Origin of the sequence: Staphylococcus simulans (genome assembly GCF_002902285.1) — a bacterium.
In the GTDB taxonomy this organism is placed as follows: domain Bacteria; phylum Bacillota; class Bacilli; order Staphylococcales; family Staphylococcaceae; genus Staphylococcus; species Staphylococcus simulans.
Genome location: NZ_PPRU01000002.1, coordinates 1 through 26662, shown reverse-complemented (window position 1 = coordinate 26662; position 26662 = coordinate 1). Strand labels below are relative to the sequence as shown.

The window sequence follows — 26662 nt, the reverse complement described above, 5'->3', positions numbered from 1 at the left end:
TATTCTATATTTAGAAGTTTACTTCATTCTAAAAGATCATAAATAAGTTAAAACAAGCTTAAAGCGAAAATGTAGCTTAAATGCTAACGTCTTACTGTGTCAGTAAGACTTTTTTTATGCAAAAAATCCCTTGAAACGAACACTTTCATTTCAAGGGATTTTCTATTAGATATTAAGTTTACTTTTATTTACGCATCTCTAGTGCGAATATCTTCAAGGATTTCCTCAAAGTAATCTGGAAGAGGTGCTTTTCTTTCGATATATTCACCAGTTACTGGATGTGTGAAGCCGATGACACCTGCATGTAAGGCTTGACCACCAATGTCCATTGTTTTTTTCGGTCCGTATTTTGGATCTCCAACTAATGGATAACCGATGTATTTCATATGTACACGAATTTGGTGTGTACGTCCTGTTTCAAGTTCACATTCTACTAATGTGTAGTTGTTAAAGTGTTCTAGTACATTAAAGTGTGTAATCGCATCTTTACCATCATCGACAACATCCATAGCTTGACGGTCTACTTTATTACGACCGATTGGCGCATCGATTGTGCCATAGTCATGTGGAATATTTCCGTGAACTAATGCCGTATATTTACGCGTTACAGTTTTGTCCATGAGTTGTTCCACTAAACCTCTATGTGCAATATCGTTTTTCGCAACCATTAATAAACCTGACGTATCTTTATCGATACGGTGGACAATACCGGGTCTGATTTCACCATTAATGCCGCTTAAATCTTTGATTTGGTACATTAAGCCATTTACAAGTGTTCCACTGTAATGACCTGGTGAGGGATGCACAACCATACCTTTAGGCTTATAAACAATTGCCACATCTTCATCTTCATAATAAATGTCTAAGTCCAAATTTTCAGGTTGAATATCCGCTTCAACCGTCTCCTTCTCCGTCACTTGAACTTGATCATTCTTCTTCATTTTATAATTCGCCTTCACAACTTTTTGATTCACTTCAACTAAGCCTTCTTTAATCCAATCTTGGATTTGGCTACGTGACCAATCAGAGTTTTGTTCAGGCAAGAATTTATCTATACGTTGGCCAACGTGTTCATCTTCTGTAATCTGAAAATCAAATTGAGTCATTTCAACACTCCTTTACTTCACTTTATTTTTCTTAGAATCAAACAACAACAAAATCAAAATTAAAATGACACCGACAGTCAAACTAGAATCCGCAACATTAAAGATTGGGAAATCATAACCGAAAATATACGTATCAATAAAATCGACCACTTCACCATTTTTCATACGATCGATGAAATTACCTAACGCACCAGCAAATAATAAACTGATTGCCATCTGCATCCAGAAATGACCTCTTGCTTCTTTAACGTAGAAATAAGTAAGTAACCCTAATACAATAATCGTAACTAAAAAGAAAAAGCCCATTTTGCCGCTGAGTATTCCCCAAGCAGCGCCTGTATTACGGTGAGAGGTAATGTTTAAAAATCCTGGAATGACTGAATATGAGTCACCTACTGACATTGTTTTTACAATATATGCTTTAGTAAATTGATCTAAAATCAGTACCGCTAAGGTCACAAATAACGTGGCACCGATGAAATATGATTTTCTCATGTCTTCCTCCTTGAAGCAGCCAGCTCATCTATTGTGTTATCACAATGATGCATACTGACCTTTCACTTCTTCATAACAACATTGTATATTATAACAAATTGCCAGTAGAACAGATACTAAAATTATCAATTAAGCTTCTTTAGTATCTTGTGTCTTTGGATTCTCTTTTGGATGAATATAATGATAGTTTTGAACTTGTTGTGGTTGAATCGCACGTGAAGTCACTTTATGAGGGGCAACGTAATTCATTTCAGTTACATATAATGAACCATCATCATTCACATGTTCAATGTATGCGACATGACCTTCTTCACCTCTTGGTGATTGTAAAAGTGATGAGGCTTTAGGTTGTTGATTCACTGTGTAACCCGCTTCTTCAGCTTTGTCTGCCCAGTACTTCGCATCTCCCCAACTTTTACCAATCATATTACCGTCATCTTTGACTTTCTCAAACACATAATCCGTACATTCTCCATCATCGTACGGATTAAATGCCATAGGATCAGGTTTCATCTGTTCTATATAATGTTCAATCTCATCTTGATGGTCGACTGCCACATATGTTGCTCCACCAAGGACGACCAACATAACACCTGCTGAAATTAGTTTTTTCAATGATTATCAAACTCCTAGATAATTAAATCGAAATGCGATACCGTCCGGTCCTTTTAGCCAAGTATGTGTCGTCTCTGGATAATGGAAATCTACCAATGTTAAACCATACGTATCATCATTTTCCATCCGCTGCATACTAGACATCCAATGATTGACAGCTAAAGTATGATGATAACCGTTTGATGACATAAAGAGTGATGATTTATTCACAAAAGAAGATTCTTCTAATCCAAAGTGTGCTAAGTAATAATCTTTCACTTCAGAAATACGTACCGTCTTCAAATGTAAATTACCAATCATACTGTCATCTGGAATACCTTGCCATCCATCACGTGAACGTAAGTTCATTAGTTTAGAGGCATATAAATGTCTTGTATCCATAATCACACGATTCTCTTTATCAAAATCCCAGGTTTCTTCCGGTTGGTCCGCATAAAATTCAAAGCCATTACCTTCAGGGTCTGTAAAATATAATGACGTACTGACATTATGTTCCGCACCATTTAACGGGATTTCATGTTCCGTTAAGTGTGCCATTAAATCCGCTAAATGCGCGTGCGAACCTAAGCGAATACCGATATGAAATAATCCTGCTTCTGATACTAATGGCTCTCTGCCATCATCTATTTGATGTAAGGTAATGCGATGTTTTGAATCTCCTACTTCATATTGAATAGAAGTATACGTTTCATTAATCACATTAAATCCTAATATCTCTTCATAAAAGTGTTTTAAGTTTTCTTTATCTCTCACATTTAACGTCACACCATTGACGTAATGTTTTTCTCCTAATTGACGCAATGCCGTCGCTCCTTTCTGTCTATTTTCATTGACGTTCCATAAGCGTATTACTCATTATACCGAGTTTTCGACTCAATTACTCAGGATTGGCTCACAGTCTATACATTGAAAAAAGCACTCTGAGGGTTAGTCAGAGTGCTTCATTTTTACTTTAAGCTTTATTTTAACAATGTGTGACTTATAAAGTTTCTACAACTGCTTGGCAACGTGGGCATAAGTGATCTAAGCCGTTTGCTGAACCAAGTTCAGTGCTGTAGTTCCAGCATCTTTCACATTTTTCACCGTCAGCGTGAACAACTTTGATATCGCCGTGATAGTATTCAGTACCATTTTCAACTTTATCTTCTACTTCCACTTGAGATACGATGAATAATTGTTGTAAGTTTTCAAAGTCTTTTAAGAAGCTAGTCGCATCGAAGTGTTCGTTGCTTCCGATGATTACTTTCGCTTCTAATGATTTACCGATAACTTTGTCGTTACGTGCACTTTCTAAAGCACGGTTCACATCGTCACGTAATTTCATGAATGTGTTCCATTTTTCAAGTAATGCTGTGTCTGGTTCAACCACTTTAGGCATATTTGCTAAATGTACACTTTCTTCTTCTACGTGAGGGATATATGACCAAACTTCTTCAGCTGTATGCGCTAAGATTGGTGCTAATAATTTAGTCATGTCGACTAAGATTTGGTAAAGCACTGTCTGCATACTACGACGTTTTGGTGAATCTTGTTTTTCGATATATAAGATATCTTTACCGTAATCTAAGTAGAAGTTACTTAATTCAACGTTAATGAAGTTTTGAACTTCTTGATAGATGTTTAAGTAGTCGAAGTTATCGTAGTGTTTGATGATATTCGCTGTGAATTCACGTAAACGATTTAATAAATAACGATCGACTTCTAATAAGTCCGCTTCATCCAACGCATCTGTGCTTGGATTAAAGTCATTAACGTTACCTAACATGAAACGTAATGTGTTACGGATTTTACGATAAACATCCGCAGTTTGTTTTAAGATTTCATCAGAGATACGTACGTCAGATAAGTAGTCGACACTGCTCACCCATAGACGTGCGATATCTGCACCTTTTTGTTTTACGATTTGATCAGGAACGATAACGTTACCTAATGATTTGCTCATTTTCTTACCTTCTCCGTCCATTACGAAACCATGTGAAAGTAAGAATTTATATGGTGATTGACCACGTGTCGCAACTGAAGTTGTGATAGAAGAGTTGAACCAACCACGATATTGGTCACTACCTTCTAAGTAAAGGTCAGCTGGAAATGATAATTCCGGACGTGTTTCTAATACACCACGGTGTGATGAACCTGAGTCGAACCATACGTCCATGATGTCTTCTTCTTTTGTGAATTCACCATTTGGACTGCCTGGATGTGTGAAGCCTTCAGGTAATAAGTCTTTCGCTTCACGGTCGAACCATACATTTGAACCATATTTTTCAAATAAGTTCGCTACATGATAGATGACTTCTTTATCCATGATGATGTCGCCATTTTCAGCGTAGAAGACTGGAAGTGGTACACCCCATACACGTTGACGTGAGATAACCCATTCGCCACGGTCACGGATCATGTTATAGATACGTGTTTTACCCCAGTCGACTTTGAAGTGTGTTTCTTCAATTGCGTCTAAGATATCTTGACGTACTTTACTGATTGAAGCGAACCATTGTGGTGTCGCACGGAAGATAACCGGTTTTTTCGTACGCCAGTCATGTGGGTAACTATGTGTGATGAATTGTAATTTTAATAAAGAACCATTTTCTTTAAGTAAGTCTGTGACAGCTTTATTTGCTTTGTCATAGAACATACCTTCGAATTGGCCGCCTTCTTCAGTGAAGACCCCTTTATCATCTAATGGGCTGATAACAGGTAAACCATATTTTTGTCCGACAATATAGTCATCTTCCCCGTGTCCAGGTGCTGTATGAACCGCACCAGTACCAGCATCAGTTGTAACGTGTAAGCCGTTGATAACTAATGATACACGATCAACAAATGGATGTTGTGTTTCAACATATTCTAATTCTTTACCTGTGAATGTTTTTTCAAGTTCGATTGCGTCTTTATCCCAATCTAATGCTTCAGCAACTTCTTCTACTAAGTCAGTACCTACAACATATTTTTCACCATTCACTTTATATTGACCATATTTCAATTCTGGGTGAACTGTGATCGCAACGTTTGAAGGTAATGTCCAAGGTGTAGTTGTCCAGATAATGAATTTCGCATCTTCATCTACAACACCTTTGCCGTCTTTAACGTCAAATGCCACATAGATAGATGGTGAACGTTTATCATGATATTCGATTTCCGCTTCAGCTAATGATGATTCACTTGATGGTGACCAGTAAACTGGTTTTTTACCTTTATAGATTAAACCACGGTCAGCCATTTCACCGAATAAACGGATTTGTGCTGCTTCATATTCAGGTTTTAATGTGATGTATGGATCGTTGAAGTCACCATTCACACCTAAACGTTTGAAGTCTTTCTTTTGAATATCGATTTGTTCTAAAGCGAATTCCTTACATAATTCACGGAATTCAGATACAGGCATTTCTTTACGCTTAACACCTTTTTTTGTTAATGCTTGTTCAATTGGTAAACCATGCGTATCCCAACCAGGAACATAAGGTGAATAGTAACCTTGCATTGATTTATAACGTACGATAAAGTCTTTTAAAATTTTATTTAAGGCATGTCCCATGTGTAAGTTACCGTTCGCATACGGTGGGCCATCATGTAAAATATAAGTTTCATTTCCCTTATTTTTTTCTAAGATTTTATGGTATAAATCTTGTTCGTCCCATTGTTTTTGGATTTCTGGTTCTTTCTTTGGTAATCCCCCTCGCATTGGGAAGTCTGTTTTCGGCATCAATAGCGTTTCTTTGTAGTTCATTAATTTTCACTCCTTAAAATATAAAAAAGAACTCTAAGTTCAATTAACAGGGACGATTAACCGCGGTACCACCCTGATTAACTCAACTTAGAGTTCTCTTCATTCTTACCTATATGATTGGATAAAACAGTGATATAAGAATTAAACATATATTAGGCTCGCACCATCCCTAACTCGCTGTTATGTTGATATGTTCACTTAATTCTTACGCGTCTGTTTTACAAATTTCAATTATTATTTTTGTTCTTTATCTGCTTCGTTTTGTGCTGGTGTACCGTCTTGTGCTTCAGCTTGTTGCGCTTGCGCTTGTTGTTTCTCTTGTTCAGTCACATCATTTTGATGTAAATGTTGGAAGTTTTCTTCTGTGACTTGTTGTGCATCTAAGTCATAGTTTAATAAGTAATCCCAATCATCATTCTTCAATAAATCTAACTGAGCTTCCACTAACATGCGGAAACGAGAACGGAAAATCTTAGATTGACGTTTCATATCTTCTGTTTGGAAAGATAAACGTCTTGCTTTTTCCACACCGTCATTCACAATACGATCTGCTTCAGCTTTTGCTTTCGCAATAATCGCTTCTGCTTCTTTTGTCGCAGCCATTTTTGTTTCTTGGCTTGCTGATTGTGCTTGAACTAAAGCGTCACTTACTGATTGTTGTACTTCTTTGTACGCTTTTAAGTTATTTTCTTTTTCTTCTACAACTGTTTCAAGTTGTTTTTTCTGTTCTTTTAAATGTTCAATTTCTTGACTGAGTTGGCTTAAATAATCAGCGACTTCAGTGGGTTCAAGGCCATTCTTAATTCTAGAAAATTCTTTGTTTTTAATTTCATTCGGTGTAAAAGACATCTTATATTGTCCTCCTTAATCATACACTATTTGAATAAAGTTTCATATACTATGCGCAGTTTGTCTTTCTTTGTTTTATGACCGATTTCAGTCACTCTCGCACGGCCATGTCCTTGTATCGACAGCAAATCTCCAGGTTCTAGTTGGAAATCTGGACGTTCAATAATTGTATGATTCACTTTGATACGTTTCTTTTCAATATATTGTTTTGCAATTGAACGTGATTTACGAATCATTTCCTTCAACACAACATCTAAGCGCATTGCGCTGATCGTTGCTTGATGGAGCGTCCAATCCTCTTTTGATTGTATCATATCTTCTAGTGGTACTTCATGCAGTTTGACCGGCACACCCTTGATTCGCTTTAATTCCAACATTATATACGATTTAATATTCTTTGTCAAAATAAACTGAATTTTATCGCCTACAATAATATCGCCGAGCTGATCGCGTTCAATACTGAGTGACATCAACGTTCCAAGCACATTACGATGATCAATTGACGCAAACTTTTCAGGATACTCTAAATCAAACAGCACCAGCTCAAAATCTTCTTCAGTCGGTTCAAAGTAATCTGGCGCAATCACTGCACGCTTACGTTCACTAGATGGATTGCCGCCATTAAATGAAACCTGTAAATCATCGAAGCTATTGACGATGACTTCTAAAATATATTGTGCTCTTGGATCTAGAAAGTGTGTTAACACCGGCGCATAATTGCGTTCTGCTTGTTGTACTTTATCCATCAACATTGTGATGATAGGTTGTTCTTCTCTTCTAAAGTGTTGATATATATCTATGTGAATTCACCCCTGACAAAAGAAAAAGGCAGCCTGATTCCAATGAAATTCGGCATACCTTTCATGATTTATTAAACTAATTGTTGCAGAATCAGTACGAATATCGTATGTAAGCCTCTTTGAAAGAATATCAACACAAAGATAGCGGCTAAACTTGAGATATCAATCATACCGATTGGCGGGATAATTTTACGAAATGGTGCTAAAAACGGTTCGTAAATCTTACGTAGGAAACGTCCAAATGCAGAACCTTGCGCATTCGGTATCCATGACATAAAGAAGTATAAAATCATACCCCAGTAATACACTGTCAACAATATCTCTATCGCATTAAATAAGAGCGCTAAAACATTAACTAAACTCATAGCTGGTTACCTCATTCATAATCAAATTCAGACGTATCAATATCTTCTGTAATACTGCCAGCTACTTCTACGTTATCTGGTGTACATAAGAAAATATCATTACCGACACGTTGGATGTCTCCGCCGATTGCGTATACTGTTCCGCTTAAGAAATCAATAATACGTTTCGCAGAAACATTGTCAATACGTTGTAAATTGACGAGTGTCGCACGTCTATTCTTCAACTCATCTGCAATATCTTGCGTATCTGAGAAGACACGTGGCTCGAATAAACACATTTTTGAACTTTCGTGCAAGTTCCCAGCGTTCATATTGACTACATTTCTTGAAGGGTCATTGTTTGTGTGATTAGCCATTTGATACTTCCTTTCATTGGAAGACGTCTGCAATCGATTGCTTTGTGTTTGACGTTTAGGGACAGTCTTAATTGCACGCTGTCTTTCATTATAATAATTATTATTGTTTGTTGATTGCGTTTGCTGCGCTGTTGTAGTAGCTTGTGTTTGAGGTTCTGGTTCAGCTTGTGCAGTATTTTTTGTAGGTTGCTGACGATCAGCAACTTCCTCTTCTTCTTCTATGACAAAAAAATTGTTAAATAGGTCTTTTAAAGCCAATTGGCTCACTCCTCTTTCCCTACTAGTTTAGTACCGATTCGTACGAAGGTTGCGCCTTCTTCTGCAGCAATTTCATAATCATTACTCATGCCCATAGATAATTCAGTGCATGGCGCATAATCTAATTGTTTTGCTTGAATTTCATCACGTTTATGTCTTAATGTTTCAAAAATCTGTCTAATTTCTGCTTCATCTTCTGTATAAGGTGCCATTGTCATCAGACCCACGACTTGAATGTTCTCATATTGTTCAAGTAATTCGATAAATGCATCTACTTCTTCTAAAGCAAGACCATGTTTACTTTCTTCTTCAGAAACATTCACTTGAACAAAACATTTAACGACATGTGATGCGCGTTTATTGATTTCTTTCGCTAAACTTTTACGGTCTAATGCATGTAAGTAATCAATGTCATCGATAACTTCTTTGACTTTACGTGATTGCAATGTACCGATAAAGTGCATTACCACGTCATCTGGCAATGCTTCTCGCTTAGCTTGGAAACCTTCTAAACGATTTTCCCCAAAATGTCTGATGCCAGCATCATATGCTTCTTTAGCTCGCTCTATTGTAACATATTTTGTTACAGCAATCACGTTCGGTCTGGTGTCACGATGGACTTTCTCAAGACTTTTCGTAATATGTTCGTTGATTTGTTCTAGATTTTGTTTCACATTCATTCCAATTACTCCTTACTTCTTACTGTCCGATAAATGCCAACATACGGCCAGTCTTACTTTTTTCTACCCTATATGAAAAGAATAAGTCCAAATTCTCAGAAGTCGCATAATCTGTTACGTCAATATTTTCACTCGGTACACCTGCTTGGATAAGTAATTGACGATTCGCTTCTTTTAAATCGATGCCGTGACGATCTTCGCCACGTGTATCAATAAATGTTGATGCATCAACAGGTAAGGCTTCAAATTGCGCTTTAATGTCATCATTAATTTCATAACTATTTGAAGTCGCAGGACCTATCACAACTTGCAGGTCTTTCAAATCAAAAATGATATGTTCTAAAATTTCTTCTGAAATACGGCCAACTGTACCTTTCCAACCTGCATGTGCTAATGCAATAAAATGATGTTTTGGACTATAGAAATAAACAGGTACACAATCGGCATAGCACATCGTTAATAATACATCTGAATCATATGAGTACATACCATCTACTCCATGCAAAGCATCTGTTAATGTTTCAATGTTTGTATTCGCGTCATCTGTTGTCACTTCAACGACATTTGTGCCATGTGTTTGAATCGGGAAGATCCATTGTTTTCTATCATAACCGATGGCATCAGCAATGATACGTTGATGGGCATGTACATTTTCAGCAGCATCATCGATATATAATGCCATATTAAACGCGTTTTCTGGATACGGACTCTGTCCACCTTCTCTGGTAGTGAATCCTAAAGTAATCCCTTCTGATTTCGCACCAGTATGTTCTAAATAATGTGGTTGTTTGCTAAAATTCTCTGGCATAATAATCTCTCCTATTTATAGATTGATGCCTTTTAAACTAGGTTGTCAATTTAATAGTAAAGCTAATTGCGCTTATATTCAAATATATAAAAAGTGTCATCAGATCAATCGATCTGATGACACTTTAGATTATTGTTCTCACTAGACCACTCGATGACCTGTTGCATCTAATCTTGCGTGATACTATGGTTGATTGCTCAATGCAAACTTTATAGAAAGAGATTAACGTCTAGTTCTTCTTGAACGTCTTTCTTCTCTGTTTCTGATGAAGCTTGGAATATCATCTTCTTTAGTAGTGTGTGTTCTTGATTCGCTTGATGATTCAGAACTATGAGATCTTGGCGCATGACCGATACCTTCGTCGCTTGAAGCACTTGTGCTTGTTGCGCTAGATCCGAAACCTGTATTAGATTGTTTACGTGCATGAGTTGCTGGTTTGTCTTCGAAACCAGTCGCAATTACAGTAACTACGATTTCATCTTGTAATTCAGGGTTGATAACAGTACCGAAGATCATGTTTACATCTTCATCTGCTGCATCTTGTACGATGTCAGCCGCTTCTTGCGCTTCGAATAAAGATAATGATTCTCCGCCTGTAATGTTCATTAGGACACCTTGTGCACCAACGATTGATGTTTCAAGTAATGGAGAAGAAATAGCTTTTTTAGCTGCTTCAACTGCACGGTTTTCACCAGAAGAAACACCGATACCCATTAATGCAGAACCTTGGTTAGACATGATTGTCTTAACGTCTGCAAAGTCAAGGTTTACTTCACCAGATACTGCGATTAAGTCTGAGATACCTTGTACACCTTGGCGTAATACGTTATCCGCTTCTTTGAACGCTTCCATCATTGGCGTAGATTTATCAACGATGTCTAATAAGCGGTCGTTTGGAATTACGATTAATGTATCAACAGCTGCTTTCATTGATTCTACCCCTGCAGCAGCTTGAGTTTGACGTTTACGTCCTTCGAAACTGAATGGGCGAGTTACAACACCAACTGTTAATGCACCCATTTCTTTCGCGATCTTAGCAACAACTGGTGCAGCACCTGTACCAGTACCGCCACCCATACCAGCAGTTACGAATACCATATCAGCGCCTTGGATAGCGTCTTCGATTTGCTCGCGAGATTCTTCTGCAGCTTTTTTACCAATTTCTGGGTTCGCGCCAGCACCTAAACCACGTGTTAATTTTTCACCGATTTGGATTCTGGACTCAGCTTTAGATAAGTTTAATGCTTGACCGTCAGTGTTGATTGAAATAAATTCAACATTGTTCATTCCGTGGTCAATCATTCGGTTAACAGCGTTGTTACCTCCGCCGCCGACACCAATGACTTTTAACGTCGCTAAATGATTAAATCCTTGTTCAAATTCTAACATTTAAATTTCCTCCTAGTTTTAATGGGCAATCAATCAAATAGAGATTTCAATAATTTTTTAAATTTACTTTCTTCTTGTTTCTCATGAGATTGGTCTGAGTTATAATCAGTTTCTTGCTTAGTATTGTGTGTTTCTGGTGTTTCAGAAACTTCGTCTGTTTCAATTGATTCACCTGAAGCAGGTGTTTCATGAGTCGGTTTAGCTTGTTTTTTCTTGAACCAGTCGAAACCGCTTGCTTTTTCAGTTTGCGGCTTAGGTTCTGACTCGATTACTTCCTCTTCAAATTCTTCATTATCATGATTACTAATTGTAACATAATCTAATAATTCATCAAAAGTGATACTGCTAGAAATCGTTGAAATTGCAGATGAGAATTCAGGTTTTCTGATTCCCATTTGTGAAGGTGTATGTATTCTTACCTTCTCATTAACCATATCTTGCAATAATTCACGAACACCTAACAAGTTTGCTGAACCGCCTGTTACCACAAATCCGCCGTTGACTTTCGTCAATCCTAATTCTTGCAGTAAATCAAAGACATTAAAGAAGATTTCTTCTACACGTGCTTCGATAATATCTGCTAAATCTTTTTGCGTGAATTGTGCATCTTCATCACTATCGATTTGTTCAACTGAGAAAACATCTTGATCTGATGCTGAGTTATAGAATGCATGACCATATTGATGTTTCACTTTTTCTGCTGTCGCATAAGATGTGTTAAGGCCTTGCGCAACATCATCAGTGATATCACGTCCGCCCATTTCGAATGAATCAGCGTCAACTAACTCGCCGCGTTCGAAGAATGCTACTTGCGTTAAATCTTGGCCAATGTCAATCACACATGCGCCTAACTCTTTCTCAGTCGGCGTCAAGATTGAGCCATAGTTGTATGCATCAGAATAAACATCTAATACATCCACACCGCAAGCTTCTACACATTTAATCAAGTTGACAAGAATTGATTTTTGAATCACAATAACACCTGATTCAACTTTTAACGAATGTCTTGCAATCAATTCTTTCGGATCAGAAACTTCGTTGTCGCCATCTACGATGAAACGAATTGGGAATGTATCCACCACTTCAGTTTCTTCAACGTCGTTTTTATCTCTGATGCCTTCTAACACAGTTTCAATGTGTCTTCCGTTTATTTCAGTATCTTCATAAAATTCGATTTCATTGGTTTCATCATAAACTTCAGTAGCGACAATCGGCAATTTCAAGAATACTTCTTTAATATCAACGCCTGACGCGATTGAAGCTTTCTTAATTGTATCTTTAACAGCTTGTTTAGCTAAATCGAAATCATCGATCAAGCCATTCTTAATTCCGCTTGTATAGGTTTGTCCTGTACCTATCACATTAATTCCATTATGAAATTTTTCGCCTACTATTGTTTTTACACTAGATGAACCAATATCTACACTTACATAGTAATGTTCCTCCATAGATAGGCACCTCCTGACAATTTCTTTAAAAAATACACTATAGTTAGTTTACAATACGTTTCTATGGTTGTGAACTATAAACACATGATATTCAAGACTTTTTTAATTATTTGTACTACTTTCTTTCTGAGAATTATCTTTTGTTGTCTTATCGTCTTTCATTTGGTCATTAATTTTGTTCAAAGTATTCTGCAATTCATCTTTCGCTTTATCTTCCATTGCTGTACCTTCTTTCAATTTCACACTGCTGTCTGATGATGTTGATGAAGAAGATTTGTATGGAATAAATGAAGCACCGACATATAAATCAATATAACCTGATTTTTTCAGTTCACCAGAGTCATCACGTTCTAGTGCGCTGACCATTTCAGGATAATATTTTAATTTATCGGCAATCGTGCGTATATTGCCGATGACTTGAATGCCATCTTTCATATACAATCTGATTTTATTGCGGTTGTCTTTATCATCCGCATATTCTACTTCAGAAATTGATTGTCTGATTTCTGTCGGTATTTCCGATAAAGCTTGAATCATTTTATCGCGTCGTGATTCACTAAAACCTGATATCACTGGCGCATCATTCGGTACTTGTCCTTTATAATCTTTTAAAATATGATCATTTGAAAGCACTGGATGATATTTGCCCTTATCTTCTAACAATCCGACCAATTGATACTCAGAAACATTCACCTCTAAATTATTCGGCAATTTTCTCTTGATCTGTACGTCTTTAACGAAAGGATTTTCTTTCATTTTGTTGATGGCTTTCCCTTTGCAGAACATGTAGATTTTAGTATCTCTCTTTAAATCCAAAGCTTGTTTCGCTTCTTTATCAGAAAGATAATGGTTGCCTTTAACCTCTACATGGTCAATATTACTAATTGGCGTGAACATATACAATACTATCAGAATAATTAACGCTATGAGTGTTCCAAATATTATAAGTTGAACGCGCCGCTGTTTTGCTCTGCGTTTTCGGCGTTTTTCTTTTAAGTACTCTGAATCAATTTTTCGTACTTTGTCTGCCATCCATCATCACCCTCCTACTTCGAAGGGAGATGTGAACGAAAACTGTCGATGAAAACATCTCCTCGTTCTTCAAAAGTATTGTATTGATCCCAACTTGCACATGCTGGTGATAATAAGACCACATCATTTGGTTCAATAATATCTTGAACTTTCTCCACTGCGTCTTTAACATCTGTTGCACGTACCACATACTTGCCTTGGCTTTCACCAAGCTTCGTCAACTTATCTTGTGTTTCACCAAAGGTCAACATCGCACGCACATTCTTCATGTATGGAATCAATTCATCAAATCCATTTCCGCGATCTAACCCGCCGCACAACCAAATGATCGGTTGTTCGAATGAATTCAACGCAAATTGCGTTGCTAAAGTATTCGTTGCTTTCGAGTCATTATAATATTTGTTCGTTTTGTTCGAACCAATATATTGCAGACGGTGTTTGATACCTGAGAATGTTGTTAGTGTATGAATGACCGCATCAATGGAAACACCTGCTAACACTGCTGCAAGTACAGCAGCTAAAATGTTTTCTAAGTTATGTTCACCAGGAAGCACAATATCATCTTTATGAATAATACGTAAACCATTCAAGACGATATATCCGTCTTTCATATAAATGCCGTTAACTTCTTGATTTGTAGAGAAATAATATGTTTTGGCCTTTAAGCCTTCTGTTTCAATCAAATGACGCTGACTGTAATTACAAATCAAGAAGTCATCTTCAGTTTGATTTTTATAAATACGTCGTTTCGCATCACGATAGTTTTCTAAAGTACCGTGATAATCTAAGTGCGCTGAATAGATATTCGTAATAATCGCAATATGTGGACGATACGTATCGATACCAAGCAATTGGAAAGATGACAACTCAGTAATTAAGTAATCTTCAGATTTTGCTTCTTGTGCAACTTTAGATGCTACAAAACCGATATTGCCTGAAAGCAGACCTTTTTGTCTGCTATTGTCGAACATGTCGCCAATTAACGAAGTCGTTGTTGTTTTACCATTTGTCCCAGTTACCGCAATAATCGGTGCTTCTGAAATCAAATAACTCAATTCGACTTCCGTTAAAATTTTCAAACCACGTTTTTCTGCTTCTTCAATCAATGGCACAGTATAGGGAATACCTGGATTTTTAACAATGATTGGATTGTCATCCAATAAAGATAATGGATGATGTCCCCCGATGACAGTTAAACCCATTTCTTTTAAATCTTTCGCATGCGGATCTTTGGAAAGGTCCCCGCCATCGTTGACAGTAACTTCTGCACCAAGATGGTGTAGTAATTTAGCCGCTTCATATCCGCTTTTCGCTAATCCAACTACTAATACATGTTTTCCTTCTAATCCTTTATATTTAAGCATTGATTAATGCACTCCAATCCATAAACCTATCAAGCCTGTGATGAGTCCTGTAATCCAAAATACTGTCACAACTTTCCATTCATTCCAGCCGCATAATTCAAAGTGATGATGTAACGGACTCATCTTGAATATACGTTTGCCTGTCAATTTGAATGAAGCGACTTGTAAAATAACTGATAATGTTTCAGCAACAAATACAAATCCGATGAACAATAATGAAATTTCCGCGTTTAACATAATTGATACAGTTGCGATGATACCACCTAAAGCTAAGCTGCCTGTGTCTCCCATGAATACTTTTGCTGGGTTGACGTTATAGAATAAGAAACCAAGCAATGCGAAGACCATAATAATACAGAATGTACCTACTGCATGATTACCAAGCATAAAGCTCATAATCGCATACATAGAAAATGCAATAATAGATAAACCTGTCGCTAAACCATCTAAACCATCGGTTAAGTTGACCGCGTTAGAGAAGCCGACTTGCCAGAAGACAATGAAGACGACATAAACGACAGAAAGCGGAATTTGTACTGTTGTAAACGGAATGTGAATGCCTGTCGCAAAATGAATCATGTTAAATGTATCACTCAAGATAAAGAAGATAACCGCAATCGCAATTTGTGCTAAGAATTTTTGCTTACTTGTTAATCCTTGGTTATTCTTCTTCACGACAATGATGTAGTCATCGATAAAGCCGATTAAACCAAAACCGACTGTCACAAATAACAATAGAATAAACGGATTCGGATTATCTGAGAAGATAATCGCAATTATTGTTGCGACGATAATACTGATTAAGAACGTTAATCCACCCATCGTCGGTGTACCTGTTTTCTTCATGTGGCTTTTCGGGCCTTCTTCACGGATACTCTGTCCAAACTTCATCCTTTTTAATGTTGGAATCAGTATGGGTACTAATACTGCTGTAACTAAAAATGCGACAATTGCTAAAACATAAACCATATTGTTCTCCTTGTGTATCTTAATTTAATTTTATATGTAAGATGAGGGATGGATACCAAACGTATCCATCACCTCTTGATGCTAATCTGCTTGTGGTGCGGACAATTTCACTTCTACTTCTTTTTTATCTTTCAACGACGTATTCGGGCTGATAGATTGTTCAGAAACAAAGCCATTACCTTTCATTTTAACACGAATTCCTGTTAATGATTCGAAAGCTAAGACATCATCTTTACTCCAATCTTTCATATCAGGCATTGTCATGTCACCATCTGTTTTCATAAAGACTTTACTGTGCAGTAATGTCTTTTCATCAGCTTGCGGTAATTGCTGTGCAACCGTATCGCCTTCACCGATGACTACTGGTTTCAAGTCTTTGTTTTTCACAGCTTCTTCAGCTTGATCCACAGTCTCGCCTGAAACATTTGGCACTTTGCCGAATGAATCTTTAGTTGCTTTTTCATTATCTTTACCGACATTTAAATACTTCAATGTGTTTTCCATAATTGGATTAAATGCCGAGCTGACATTCATTTCATAAGCTTCTTGTTTATTTTTCTGAGCTAAGCTCATCCCAGCATAAACAATAATTTCAGGATTTTTGCTTGGCGCATGTCCGATAAAGCTTGAGAAGTATGGATAAGGACCTTTAACGTAACCGCCGTTTTCAGGGTCAGCTACTTGGGCAGTACCTGTTTTACCACCGATACGATACCCTTTGACTCTGAAGTTTTGCGCGTGACTTTTCTTGCTGTTAACAACTAAGTCCAATTCTTTTTTCACTTTGTTCGCGGTATCTTCCGTAATTGGTTTGCCTGCAAATTCTTTCTCACCTTTATATAGTGTATCGTTTTTAACCGGATTGTCTATACTACTTACGAACCATGGTTTAACCATGTTCCCTTTATTAAAGAATGCAGTTTGCGCTTGCAGCATTTGGATAGGAGTGACTGTTGTAGATTGTCCAAATGCTGTTGTTTTTTGTTGTAATTCATTATCCCAGGCAATACCGCCCGCTGCTTCACCATCGAACATACCGCCTGTTGGTTTACCGAAACCGAATTTCTCATACCATGATTTCATCTTGTCAGATCCAACCATATCTTGAAGCTGCATCATCAAGGTGTTGGATGAATAAGTGAAACCAAGACTCATTGGAATTTTACCCCAACCTGTATTGTTCCAGTCAGAGATTTCAGAACCCATGATATCTCGATGACCTGATTTATATTCCTTATCTGGTTTGAACTTACCTTCTTGAATCGCTGCGGCTAAACCATACGTCTTGAAGGTAGAACCCGGTTCATACGTATTTTGATATAAGTCATTCGCCCACTTCTTACCGAAGTCTTTTCCTGTTTCAGGGTTGAATGTCGGACGTTGACTGAAGGCTAAGATTTCACCTGTATGTGCATCCATAACTACCGCAAAGGCATCTTTTGGGGCGAAACGATCATCTAACTTATTCAAGGCTTCCTCTACAAAGACTTGGATGTTTGAGTCAATCGTTAAATGCACATCATCTCCACGTTGCGGAGCTACTTCTTGTTTAGAATTTGGTGCGATATAGCCCCAAATATCATGTACATAAGATAACATCCCACGCTTACCGGATAAATAGCTGTCAAAGATTTTTTCAACACCCATGGCACCTTTTAATTCTCCATTATCTGGATTCTTTTGTGCCATTCCAATTAAGTGAGAAGCAAAGTTTCCATTAGGATAGAAACGTTCTGTTTCAGGATATAACGCAACACCAGGCAATTTCATTTTTTCGATTTTGTCTTTTTGTTGGTACGTTAAGTTGCTGCCCTTACGGCCGAACTCAACTTGGAACGCTTTTTTGTTATCTAACATTTTTTCAATTTCTTTAGGTTCCATATCGATGACAGTTGCGAGCTTCTTAGCCGTTTCTTTCTTATCAACCACATGACGCGGCTTGTCTGAACCTTCATCAGCTTTCTTACTGACAACTGCTGTCAGTTTAAAGCGTTCAACATCTTCTGCGAGGACTTTGCCATTACGGTCATAAATCTTTCCTCGTTCTGGTTGTTGTTGTGTTTGAACTAAATATTTTTCATTGGCTTTCATCACTAAGTTTTGTCCTGAAGAATGCCCTGTCAACATGACAAAGGCATACCTTAAAACCAATAGAAAAAAGAGCAGTCCGAACAAGCTGACGAGGAGGACTGCCCCTATTTTATTTTTTTTAATTTTAATTTTTCGCTTCGGCATTATTACGCACTACCTTTACATTATCGTTCTTTAAGCTCATGCCTTGTTTTTGAGCTTTATCGTAAATGCGTTCATAAGAAGAGTTCTTTTTGATTTCTGATTTTAATGCGCTGTTCTGACTTGATTGTTGTTCGATTTTATAATCTAAATCAGCAATTTTACCCTTAGTATCATAAGCATCCATTTTTAATGAAAGTATATAAATACTGATCATTGCAATCACTGCGACTAAAGATATGTATAATACCTTCTCAAATTTAGTGAGTTGTACGACAACCTTGCGCTTAACTTTCTTAGTCGGCGATGGATTGACTTCTGGGGTTTGTCTGGCGGGTTCATATTGTTCGGTATAAGGTTCATAGATTCTTTCTACAGCCATAGTAGTTTGTCACTCTCCTATCATTTTAAAATCTCTGCTACACGCAATTTCGCACTGCGAGCGCGGTTATTTTCTGCTAAATCATCATCGGTTGCTGTAATCGGTTTGCGGTTAACACGTTTTAGTTTCGGTGTATATTCCTCTGGAATAATAGGTAAACCACGGGGAACTTCAGGGCCTTTTTCATATTCTTGGAAGATTTGTTTGCATAAACGGTCTTCCAACGAATGGAAAGTAATCACTGAAATGCGTCCGTGTACTTTGACTCTTTCAATTGCTTGCTCTAATGAGTCCTCGAAAGCTTTCAATTCATCATTTACAGCAATTCTGATAGCTTGGAAGACACGCTTCGCAGGATGCCCGCCTTTACGTCTTGCTTTAGCAGGAATACCTTCTTTAATAACGTCAACCAGCTGTAAAGTTGTTTCAATGGGTTCATGTTCTCTTGTTTTTTCAATTCTTCTGGCAATCTGTTTAGAGAATTTCTCTTCACCATAACGATAGAAGATTCTGACTAAACTTTCATAAGGCCAGTCATTCACAACTTCATAAGCTGATAAAGGTTGTGTCTGGTCCATACGCATATCTAATCTAGCATCTTGGTGATAACTGAATCCTCGCTCCGGCACGTCTAACTGTGGGCTTGAAACGCCTAAGTCATAATAAATGCCGTCTACTTTTTCAATGTTCAAATCATCAAGGATTTGATTGATTTCTCTGAAATTACTGTGCACAAAAGTGACACGATCTAAGTGGTCCTTTAAGACCTCTTTCGCATTTTCAATTGCTGTCATATCTTGGTCTATCGCAATCAAATGTCCTTTGTCATTGAGTTGATTTAATAAATAAAGGGCATGGCCTGCTCCACCAAGTGTACAGTCTACATACACACCATCTTCTTTTATATTTAATTCGTCAATGGTTTCTTTTAACATGACACTTACGTGATGAAACACTTTCATTCCTCCATTTAAAAATCAAAGTCTATCAAATCTTCAGCGATATCTTCGAAACTGTCTTCAGATTCTTCATAGAAAGCGTTCCATGTAGATCTGTCCCAAATTTCGATGCGGCTAGAAACACCGATCACTGTACATTCTTTAGTTAAATTAGCGTACTCCCTTAAATTTTTAGGGATATTAATACGCCCTTGTTTATCAAGTTCCACTTCAACAGCACCTGAGAAGAACATACGCATAAACCTACGTGCGTCTCGTTTTGTCATCGGTAATGACTTCATTTTCTCCTCAATATTCTGCCATTCTTCCATAGTGTAACCGAACAAACATTTATCAAGGCCTCTGGTAATAATAAAACGTTCATTCAATTCGTATCTGAATTTAGATGGTACAATCATGCGTCCTTTTGCGTCTAATTGGTGTTCGTACTCACCCATGAACATTTATATCACCTCACCTTATTTATAATTTACCACAACTCACCACTATCCTCCACTATTTATGTGAACATATCGAAAAAAATTCATTTTTAGCATAAAAATAGCCCGTGCTCAAGACTGCGAGCACGGGCTAAACCCTTGATTTCCTAAGGTTTGATAATAATTTGATTTAAAGTGTAACGAAGTGGTGGATAGGTGGAGGGACTGAACACATCCATCCCAAAATCATTCATAATTTGTAGCGCATTCCAGATTCTTTCTTGAAGACCGCCCATTGGGTGGAGAGCATCGTTAATTTCTCTAAAATGTTTCATGCTGATCGCATTTTCCCTCTCGATATTATGGAAATAACGTTTTCTAAGATAATCATACTGCGTATGATGAATTTGATTATTTTTAATCACTAAATTCTTATTATCTTCATTATCTTTTACTTCAGCTAATAACTGCTTATAGACTTCTTGCTGATTCTCTTGAAGCGCGTCTAATTGTTCTAGGAAATTATCAGATGCATGCGCTCTGATAAACTTATCTTTCTCATCATCAATACCATTGGTAATCACATCTTCAGTATTAATTTCATAGCGATTCAATAGTTTTTCAACGCGTGGTGTTAAATAAGTTATTTTCATACGTGGCAAGACAATCGGCATGTCTACATCTAAGACATCAAATGCACCTTTTAATTCTGCCCAGTATTTAATTTCACTTGGACCGCCGATAAAGCTGAGCGTATTGAACAACCACTCTTCCATAATCGGTCGTGTCACCACGTTGTTTGAAAAACGTTCAGGTTCTTGTTCTAAGATTTCAAGCAATTCCGCTTCTGTATACCCAGTTTGAGACTTACTTGTATAGAACTTACCATCTTCAAAAGTCAATAATTGACGCATGTCTTCTTCATGTAAGAATAGATGCACATTCGTGTCAGTTTGAATCATCTGACTGAACCCTGCTTCTACTGTACGTGCTTGTTGTTGTCTAAAGGCATTATCTACCGCTTCATGTTGTTTCAACATTTCTTTTAATATCGGTTGTTCAAGCTGACGCAATTTCGGATCTTGCGCATCAATGAATAGTACACCGTAATCTTTGAAGACTGTATGTAATAACGCTTTGAAAATATCCGTCCACGTTTCATATTTTTGAATTAGAGACAACATTGTCTCATGCAGTACTTTCGTATGTTCTGTTTCTTGAAGCTGCCCCATAAATTGATCTAATGCTTCAATTAGTGCTTCCTTATCAGGCGTATAGCGTGAAACGTTACTTTCAGGCGGTGTCATAGTATGATACTTTACCTTCTGCAACATCGCTTTTTTTGGATTAAAGACATACGTGTGATTCACTTCATCGAAGTCGTGGTCCTCTCCGGCTATCCAAAAGACCGGCACCACTTCTTTTTGATATTCATCTTCTACTTGAAGACTTAAATTAACAATCGATAATATTTTATGAAAAGTATACAGCGGTCCCCCGAACAACCCTGCTTGTTGTCCACCGATGACTACTTTAGCTCCTCGACTTAATTTATCAATACTCTCTCTTTGTTGATCAGATAAATCTAAATCTGACATATATTCACCAATAATAGAAGCTAATGCTTTCTCCCTGCCGTTGCTTGGCTTGTTTAAAGCTTCTTTAAAGCTTTCAGGAGACATCGCATCATATTGGTAAAATGAATTAAGCACTGAATCGCTTGATTTTAATTTTGTCAGAAACTGATCATTCTCATTGATATTTGCGGTTAAACAATCCATACACTTTTCTCCTTAACTACTGTGTTTTCTCAATCATAGTATAATGTCTATTTCTATATAACACAATTTAACGGCTTATCGTATTCAATGCGTGTAAGCGCTATTTAATATATAATATACTTAAGAAAACAAAAGGGGGAGAAATAAAATGGGCAACATAAAACACTTAGATATTAACTATAAGACGGATGAATTGTTTGAGAACTTTAGAGAAACAAGTAATCCTAACCTCGCCTTTATTGATGAATTTGCGGGTGAAATGATTGACGCAAGTTCAGAATCACCATTTTACGGCATTTTTGTCGGGGAGAAAATTGCAGCGAGAATGGCGTTATATGAAAATGGCGAAGTTGAAGAACAATACTTCCCTGACTACGATCATTACTTAGTATTATGGAAACTTGAAGTATTACCTAATTATCAATCAAGAGGACTGGGCACAGAATTAGTAAACTTTGCGAAAGAAAAACACTTACCAATTAAAGCTATCGCAAGAAACCAATCTAAAGATTTCTTTATCAGACATGGTTTCAAAGATGTCGAAGCAAAGAACCCAGAAGGTTATGATGTATTGATTTGGGAACCAGGCCACTAAGATACACAAACAACCTTGGCATTTAATAAAAATCACTATTAAAACATAGAAATACGGTCTTGCATGTGGTGATGCAAGGCCGTATTTCTATTATAAAATCGATTTGATTTCATTTAAGTTTTTAATTTCATAGTCTGGCTGAATCTGCGTTGTATTTTCTTTACCTCTATAGTTAAACCAGCATGTCGCAACACCTGCATTAATACCACCTTGGATATCAGATGTTAGCGAATCACCGATAATCAATGTACGCTCACGATCCGCATCTATACGGTCAAATACATAATCAAAGAATTCCGGCATCGGTTTTTGGAAACCTGTCACTTCTGAAATAAAAATATCATTAATCATCGATTCAAGCGGTGTTTGGGTCAGTCTGCGTAATTGCGTATCTTCAACACCATTCGTCACGATATAAAGCTTCGCATGATCTGCCATATATTGAATGGCATCTAAAGTATCAGGAAAATACTTTACCGGTGCTGTCGCAAGACCATCGCGGAACATCACATCCGCTTCATGTCCATTTACCTGCATCCCAAAACGATCAAAATAATTAATAAAACGATCAGTCAGCACTTCTTCTTTTGTTAACTTATTCTCTTGAAACGCTTCCCAATGCGCTTGATTCACTTCTTTAAATAACGCTAAATTTTGATATGTCGGATCAAGTTGATATTCTTTGGCTAAATGAAAGAATGCTTGGTCTTCTGCATCATGAAAGTCCACAATTGTATCATCAAAATCTAACAGTATCGTTTCATACTTCATTGTTTCACCCCCATTATTCCTCATGGTAGTTGAATTTATAATATCTTGCAATAGCACTATACGTCTCTTACAAGATTTAAGCAATTAACCCATCTAACATTTAATTGTGAAACTATATTTTGTTAGATATACTAAAGAATATAAACAAACATCAATCACCTATTTGGGTATGGGAGGATAAAAATATGACCTTCACCGCGACTACCTTTTTAACTTTATGGCTGCTATTCACACTTGTCTTTATTATCTTTTTATTCTTTACATTAAACGCTTTAGGTAAACAAGCTCGATACAAATTCAAATTGACTATTACATTGAGTTCTTTATTGTTAGGTCTCATTTGTTTTGTGGGTATTTTCACGGATCAATCACTCTACAAAAACATCAATACAAAGTTTTCTTTCAAAGATAAACTGTCCTTCTTAGACAAAAGAGATAAACCAAAACCTGCACCTCAACCAAAACAAGACACAAGTCAAAATCAAGATACAGAACACCACTATTCTCGTGATGAGATAAAATCTAAAGGATACGAATATGAACATGATTATTTCCCGGTCGATTTTAAACCTACAACCGCTTCAGGCAAAACGATCAAATCAAAAGCTGAAGCATTAAAAGTAGGCCAAGACATTGAGCCTGGATATTACCGTATTACTCCTACCGGCAAATCGTCGTCTGGAATTATCACAATGAAAAACCCTTTTGATAAGGAAGCAGAGAGTCAATTCCTTTCAAAAACTTCTGGCCCCTCTTCATTTACAACGTATCTTGTCGAAGGTCACACGCTCGTATTGAATGAAAAAGAAAAAGCAAATCACACTGAATATATCATCGCACCAGAAAAACATAAGATGCGCACAAGTCTCACACCCGGTACTTATATCGTCGGTACCGATGTTAAACCTGGTAAGTATAAAATCAAATCAGATAACAGCGGGAACTTTATCGTCACAAGCAATAAAAAAGATGGTCCTAAATATAATGAAATCTTAAAAAAGAACTTCACCAAATCTGTTTCACTCGATAAAGGAGACATTATTTATATTAAAGGACGTCCTATAGTGAAGCTCTCACCCCAATAGCTCATTTGCCTATCGTTATTAGCTGGCGTATAATTAAGTTCGCATGTATTTAAATTACCCTTAGACTATAATCAATGGATTAAGGGTAAATACATTATAAGAGATGTATTAATGTTTAAAGGGAGTTGAATTCAATGAATCCACGTTTAAAACGCGCGTATCAGTCATACATTGAGAAGTTTGGTGAACAACCACCAAAACCTTATATGAGTACTTTAAGTGAATACGAACAAGAAGAAGTCATCAACCAACGTATCAGAACAAACACAAAATTCTCTGATGATAAGTACTATAAAAAAATACCAGTGAGATAAATTCGATCTATTAAAAAGATGTACCTTAGTTGGTGCATCTTTTTTGTTATTCATCACCTTTAAACTCTTCTAACAAATTTGCCCTATCGAAAACTTCTCCATGGCAATTGTTTATAACAAAAAATCAAAATTACAATCAGTTAACTTAATTTAACTGCAATAGCCAAAAAGTTTTCTATAATTTATATTGCCTATCAATAAATCAAATCGTATAATTAAATTGTCGAATTCAACATTTCTTATAAACAAGAGAGTTTTCTATCATCATTATTAAAGACTGATTTTCTTTCAACCAATTAAATTTTATATAACGTATCTAATAACTTTATTTATTTATTAAAAACGATAAATAGAATCTCACGTTATCACTTTTCATTAAAATACATTTACTTGCAGAAGATTTTAAAGTTAAAAGAATCAACTCAATACTTCATTGACAAGATTGTTAAGACTAAATGATAAATGCTGAATATTAATAAAACAAATATGATGATTTCATTTTACCTTATCATGTATAAAGCATCCGCTAACTATAGAATTAAACAAGCTTTAACTATTATGAACAAACCCGATTTATTAACCTGACTTAAAATTGACAATTCTATGTAATGCGTCATCACGGTCTGGTTTTTTAAATATATATAAATAGAAAAGAGGTTTATGAATGGCAAAGAAAGAAGAGATTTATTACAACGAAAAGGGTGAACGTGTTTATCCACACAAAAACAAGAAACGACCGTTTTTTTTAGGTTGTTTCGGATTAATTGTTTTACTTTTTATTATTATTGGATGTTCGGCAGCTGTAACTAGTGGAGGAGAAAGTTCAGATAACTCCTCTTCCGATTCTGAAAATTCGTATTCTGATTCGGAATCTTCAACAACTGAATATGATAATGAAACTGCATATCCAGATACTGAAGAGTCACATTCTGATACATTTGATGAAAGTTTGTCTTATGATAGTGAATCTTCTTTATCAGATTTAGATGAAGAACAATCAAAAAGCTCTACAGAAGGTGAGTCACGTGCCGCCTTAAACTCAGCTAAAACATACTCTGATATAATGCACATGTCTAAACAAGGTATTTATGACCAGCTTATATCAGAGTATGGTGAACAGTTCTCTGAAGAAGATGCACAATATGCCATTGATAATTTAAACGTCGATTATAACGAGAATGCATTAGAAACAGCTAAAGTCTATCAAGAAGAAATGGATATGTCTCAAGCAGAAATCTTTGATCAATTAACCTCTGAATATGGTGAAAAATTCACTACGGAAGAAGCGCAATATGCCGTAGATCACTTAGATTAAAGATTATTACCTTTAACATAAACAGAGGTATACCATGAAAACCCTAGCTTTATTATAGATTGAATTAATTTTAATAAATGAATCGCGTGAGAGAAAACTATTTCATTTAAAAACAAAAAGCTAAATTTGATGGTGGAATAATGCTATATAAGTTGAAATTGACGCCCTTGTAATATGGGTGAATATAATTAAAATGATAATCATGTAGATGAACACTATATTCCTTTCAGTCTTGAAATCTGAAAGAAATAACACATTCAGATATAAAAATAACATCAAGAGACATTCAGAGTGGTAACTAAAAAACAGGACAGACTATCTGCCCTGTTTTTTAATTTAAAAGAATATCTACAAACGATTTCGTTCATGACGAATAATTGAAAAACACAAACTCTCGAGACATATCACGTTAAATGAACTTAAAAAAATCGTTATCTTTATAAAGCTGAAATAAAATACTTAATTTAGTTTCTATGTAAAAAAACTCAGCTCTACATCTTTCGATGCAGAGCCTACAAACGTATAGTTTATTTCCTTATCTATAATAG

General features: G+C 36.4%; 26 protein-coding genes. 4 read left to right on the top strand and 22 right to left on the bottom strand.

Annotated elements, in window-relative coordinates; all coding sequences use genetic code 11:
- Positions 1-188: 188 nt before the first annotated feature.
- The 21 genes from CD112_RS00565 to bshC form a co-directional block, all read right to left on the bottom strand.
- Positions 189-1106, bottom strand: a complete 918-nt coding sequence (locus tag CD112_RS00565) for an RluA family pseudouridine synthase (RefSeq protein ID WP_023015765.1) — start codon at positions 1104-1106, stop codon at positions 189-191.
- A 12-nt stretch (positions 1107-1118) separates the two neighbouring features.
- Positions 1119-1601, bottom strand: coding sequence for a signal peptidase II (lspA, locus tag CD112_RS00560; RefSeq protein WP_002480607.1), 483 nt, complete (start codon positions 1599-1601; stop codon positions 1119-1121).
- A 129-nt stretch (positions 1602-1730) separates the two neighbouring features.
- The gene (locus CD112_RS00555; RefSeq protein ID WP_103363682.1) at positions 1731-2216 is read right to left on the bottom strand and encodes a CHAP domain-containing protein; all 486 of its coding nucleotides are present in this window, start codon (positions 2214-2216) and stop codon (positions 1731-1733) included.
- Between the two features lie 6 nt (positions 2217-2222).
- On the bottom strand, positions 2223-3017 hold the full coding sequence (locus CD112_RS00550) for a VOC family protein (protein ID WP_002480605.1): 795 nt from the start codon (positions 3015-3017) through the stop codon (positions 2223-2225).
- 178 nt (positions 3018-3195) lie between these two features.
- A complete protein-coding gene (ileS, locus tag CD112_RS00545; RefSeq protein ID WP_103363681.1) occupies positions 3196-5943 on the bottom strand; it encodes an isoleucine--tRNA ligase in 2748 nt (915 codons plus the stop codon).
- A 234-nt stretch (positions 5944-6177) separates the two neighbouring features.
- A complete protein-coding gene (locus tag CD112_RS00540; protein ID WP_023015769.1) occupies positions 6178-6792 on the bottom strand; it encodes a DivIVA domain-containing protein in 615 nt (204 codons plus the stop codon).
- Between the two features lie 26 nt (positions 6793-6818).
- Positions 6819-7544: a YlmH family RNA-binding protein gene (locus CD112_RS00535; protein ID WP_103363680.1), complete on the bottom strand. Its 726-nt coding sequence runs from the start codon at positions 7542-7544 to the stop codon at positions 6819-6821.
- Between the two features lie 119 nt (positions 7545-7663).
- Positions 7664-7957 (bottom strand): YggT family protein, encoded by a 294-nt coding sequence (locus CD112_RS00530; protein WP_103363679.1) that lies wholly within the window; start codon positions 7955-7957, stop codon positions 7664-7666.
- Between the two features lie 11 nt (positions 7958-7968).
- Complete coding sequence (locus CD112_RS00525) at positions 7969-8571, bottom strand: cell division protein SepF (protein ID WP_002480599.1); 603 nt, start codon at positions 8569-8571, stop codon at positions 7969-7971.
- A 5-nt stretch (positions 8572-8576) separates the two neighbouring features.
- Positions 8577-9251, bottom strand: coding sequence for a YggS family pyridoxal phosphate-dependent enzyme (locus CD112_RS00520; protein ID WP_002480598.1), 675 nt, complete (start codon positions 9249-9251; stop codon positions 8577-8579).
- Positions 9252-9270: 19 nt separating this feature from the next.
- Entirely contained in the window at positions 9271-10059 is a 789-nt protein-coding gene (gene pgeF, locus CD112_RS00515) for a peptidoglycan editing factor PgeF (RefSeq protein ID WP_103363678.1), read from the bottom strand.
- Between the two features lie 222 nt (positions 10060-10281).
- Positions 10282-11448, bottom strand: coding sequence for a cell division protein FtsZ (ftsZ, locus tag CD112_RS00510; protein ID WP_002480596.1), 1167 nt, complete (start codon positions 11446-11448; stop codon positions 10282-10284).
- A 29-nt stretch (positions 11449-11477) separates the two neighbouring features.
- On the bottom strand, positions 11478-12896 hold the full coding sequence (gene ftsA, locus CD112_RS00505) for a cell division protein FtsA (RefSeq protein WP_103363677.1): 1419 nt from the start codon (positions 12894-12896) through the stop codon (positions 11478-11480).
- Positions 12897-12998: 102 nt separating this feature from the next.
- Positions 12999-13928 carry a cell division protein FtsQ/DivIB gene (locus CD112_RS00500; protein WP_103363676.1) on the bottom strand — a complete coding sequence of 310 codons (930 nt, stop codon included), beginning with the start codon at positions 13926-13928 and terminating at the stop codon, positions 12999-13001.
- Positions 13929-13942: 14 nt separating this feature from the next.
- Entirely contained in the window at positions 13943-15292 is a 1350-nt protein-coding gene (gene murD, locus CD112_RS00495; protein ID WP_057510998.1) for a UDP-N-acetylmuramoyl-L-alanine--D-glutamate ligase, read from the bottom strand.
- Between the two features lie 3 nt (positions 15293-15295).
- A complete protein-coding gene (gene mraY, locus CD112_RS00490) occupies positions 15296-16261 on the bottom strand; it encodes a phospho-N-acetylmuramoyl-pentapeptide-transferase (protein ID WP_002480592.1) in 966 nt (321 codons plus the stop codon).
- An 81-nt stretch (positions 16262-16342) separates the two neighbouring features.
- Positions 16343-18496, bottom strand: coding sequence for a penicillin-binding protein (locus CD112_RS00485; RefSeq protein ID WP_060803927.1), 2154 nt, complete (start codon positions 18494-18496; stop codon positions 16343-16345).
- Entirely contained in the window at positions 18477-18875 is a 399-nt protein-coding gene (gene ftsL, locus CD112_RS00480) for a cell division protein FtsL (RefSeq protein WP_023015775.1), read from the bottom strand. The genes CD112_RS00485 and ftsL overlap by 20 nt, the downstream gene beginning before the upstream one ends.
- A gap of 20 nt (positions 18876-18895) precedes the next feature.
- The gene (gene rsmH, locus CD112_RS00475) at positions 18896-19831 is read right to left on the bottom strand and encodes a 16S rRNA (cytosine(1402)-N(4))-methyltransferase RsmH (RefSeq protein WP_103363675.1); all 936 of its coding nucleotides are present in this window, start codon (positions 19829-19831) and stop codon (positions 18896-18898) included.
- A 14-nt stretch (positions 19832-19845) separates the two neighbouring features.
- Positions 19846-20277: a division/cell wall cluster transcriptional repressor MraZ gene (gene mraZ / locus CD112_RS00470; protein ID WP_103363674.1), complete on the bottom strand. Its 432-nt coding sequence runs from the start codon at positions 20275-20277 to the stop codon at positions 19846-19848.
- 143 nt (positions 20278-20420) lie between these two features.
- Entirely contained in the window at positions 20421-22034 is a 1614-nt protein-coding gene (bshC, locus tag CD112_RS00465) for a bacillithiol biosynthesis cysteine-adding enzyme BshC (RefSeq protein WP_103363673.1), read from the bottom strand.
- A 148-nt stretch (positions 22035-22182) separates the two neighbouring features.
- On the opposite strand from bshC, the gene CD112_RS00460 reads away from it, so the two are divergent.
- On the top strand, positions 22183-22629 hold the full coding sequence (locus CD112_RS00460) for an N-acetyltransferase (RefSeq protein ID WP_002480586.1): 447 nt from the start codon (positions 22183-22185) through the stop codon (positions 22627-22629).
- A 90-nt stretch (positions 22630-22719) separates the two neighbouring features.
- Here CD112_RS00460 and CD112_RS00455 read toward each other — a convergent pair whose 3' ends face one another.
- Positions 22720-23400 carry a YjjG family noncanonical pyrimidine nucleotidase gene (locus CD112_RS00455; RefSeq protein ID WP_103363672.1) on the bottom strand — a complete coding sequence of 227 codons (681 nt, stop codon included), beginning with the start codon at positions 23398-23400 and terminating at the stop codon, positions 22720-22722.
- Between the two features lie 185 nt (positions 23401-23585).
- Here CD112_RS00455 and CD112_RS00450 point away from each other — a divergent pair, with 185 nt between their 5' ends.
- The 3 genes from CD112_RS00450 (at position 23586) to CD112_RS00440 (ending at position 26114) form a co-directional block, all read left to right on the top strand.
- A complete protein-coding gene (locus CD112_RS00450; protein WP_103363671.1) occupies positions 23586-24485 on the top strand; it encodes a hypothetical protein in 900 nt (299 codons plus the stop codon).
- 134 nt (positions 24486-24619) lie between these two features.
- On the top strand, positions 24620-24799 hold the full coding sequence (locus CD112_RS00445; RefSeq protein ID WP_002480583.1) for a hypothetical protein: 180 nt from the start codon (positions 24620-24622) through the stop codon (positions 24797-24799).
- Positions 24800-25463: 664 nt separating this feature from the next.
- Positions 25464-26114 carry an Ltp family lipoprotein gene (locus CD112_RS00440; protein WP_103363670.1) on the top strand — a complete coding sequence of 217 codons (651 nt, stop codon included), beginning with the start codon at positions 25464-25466 and terminating at the stop codon, positions 26112-26114.
- Positions 26115-26662: the final 548 nt, after the last annotated feature.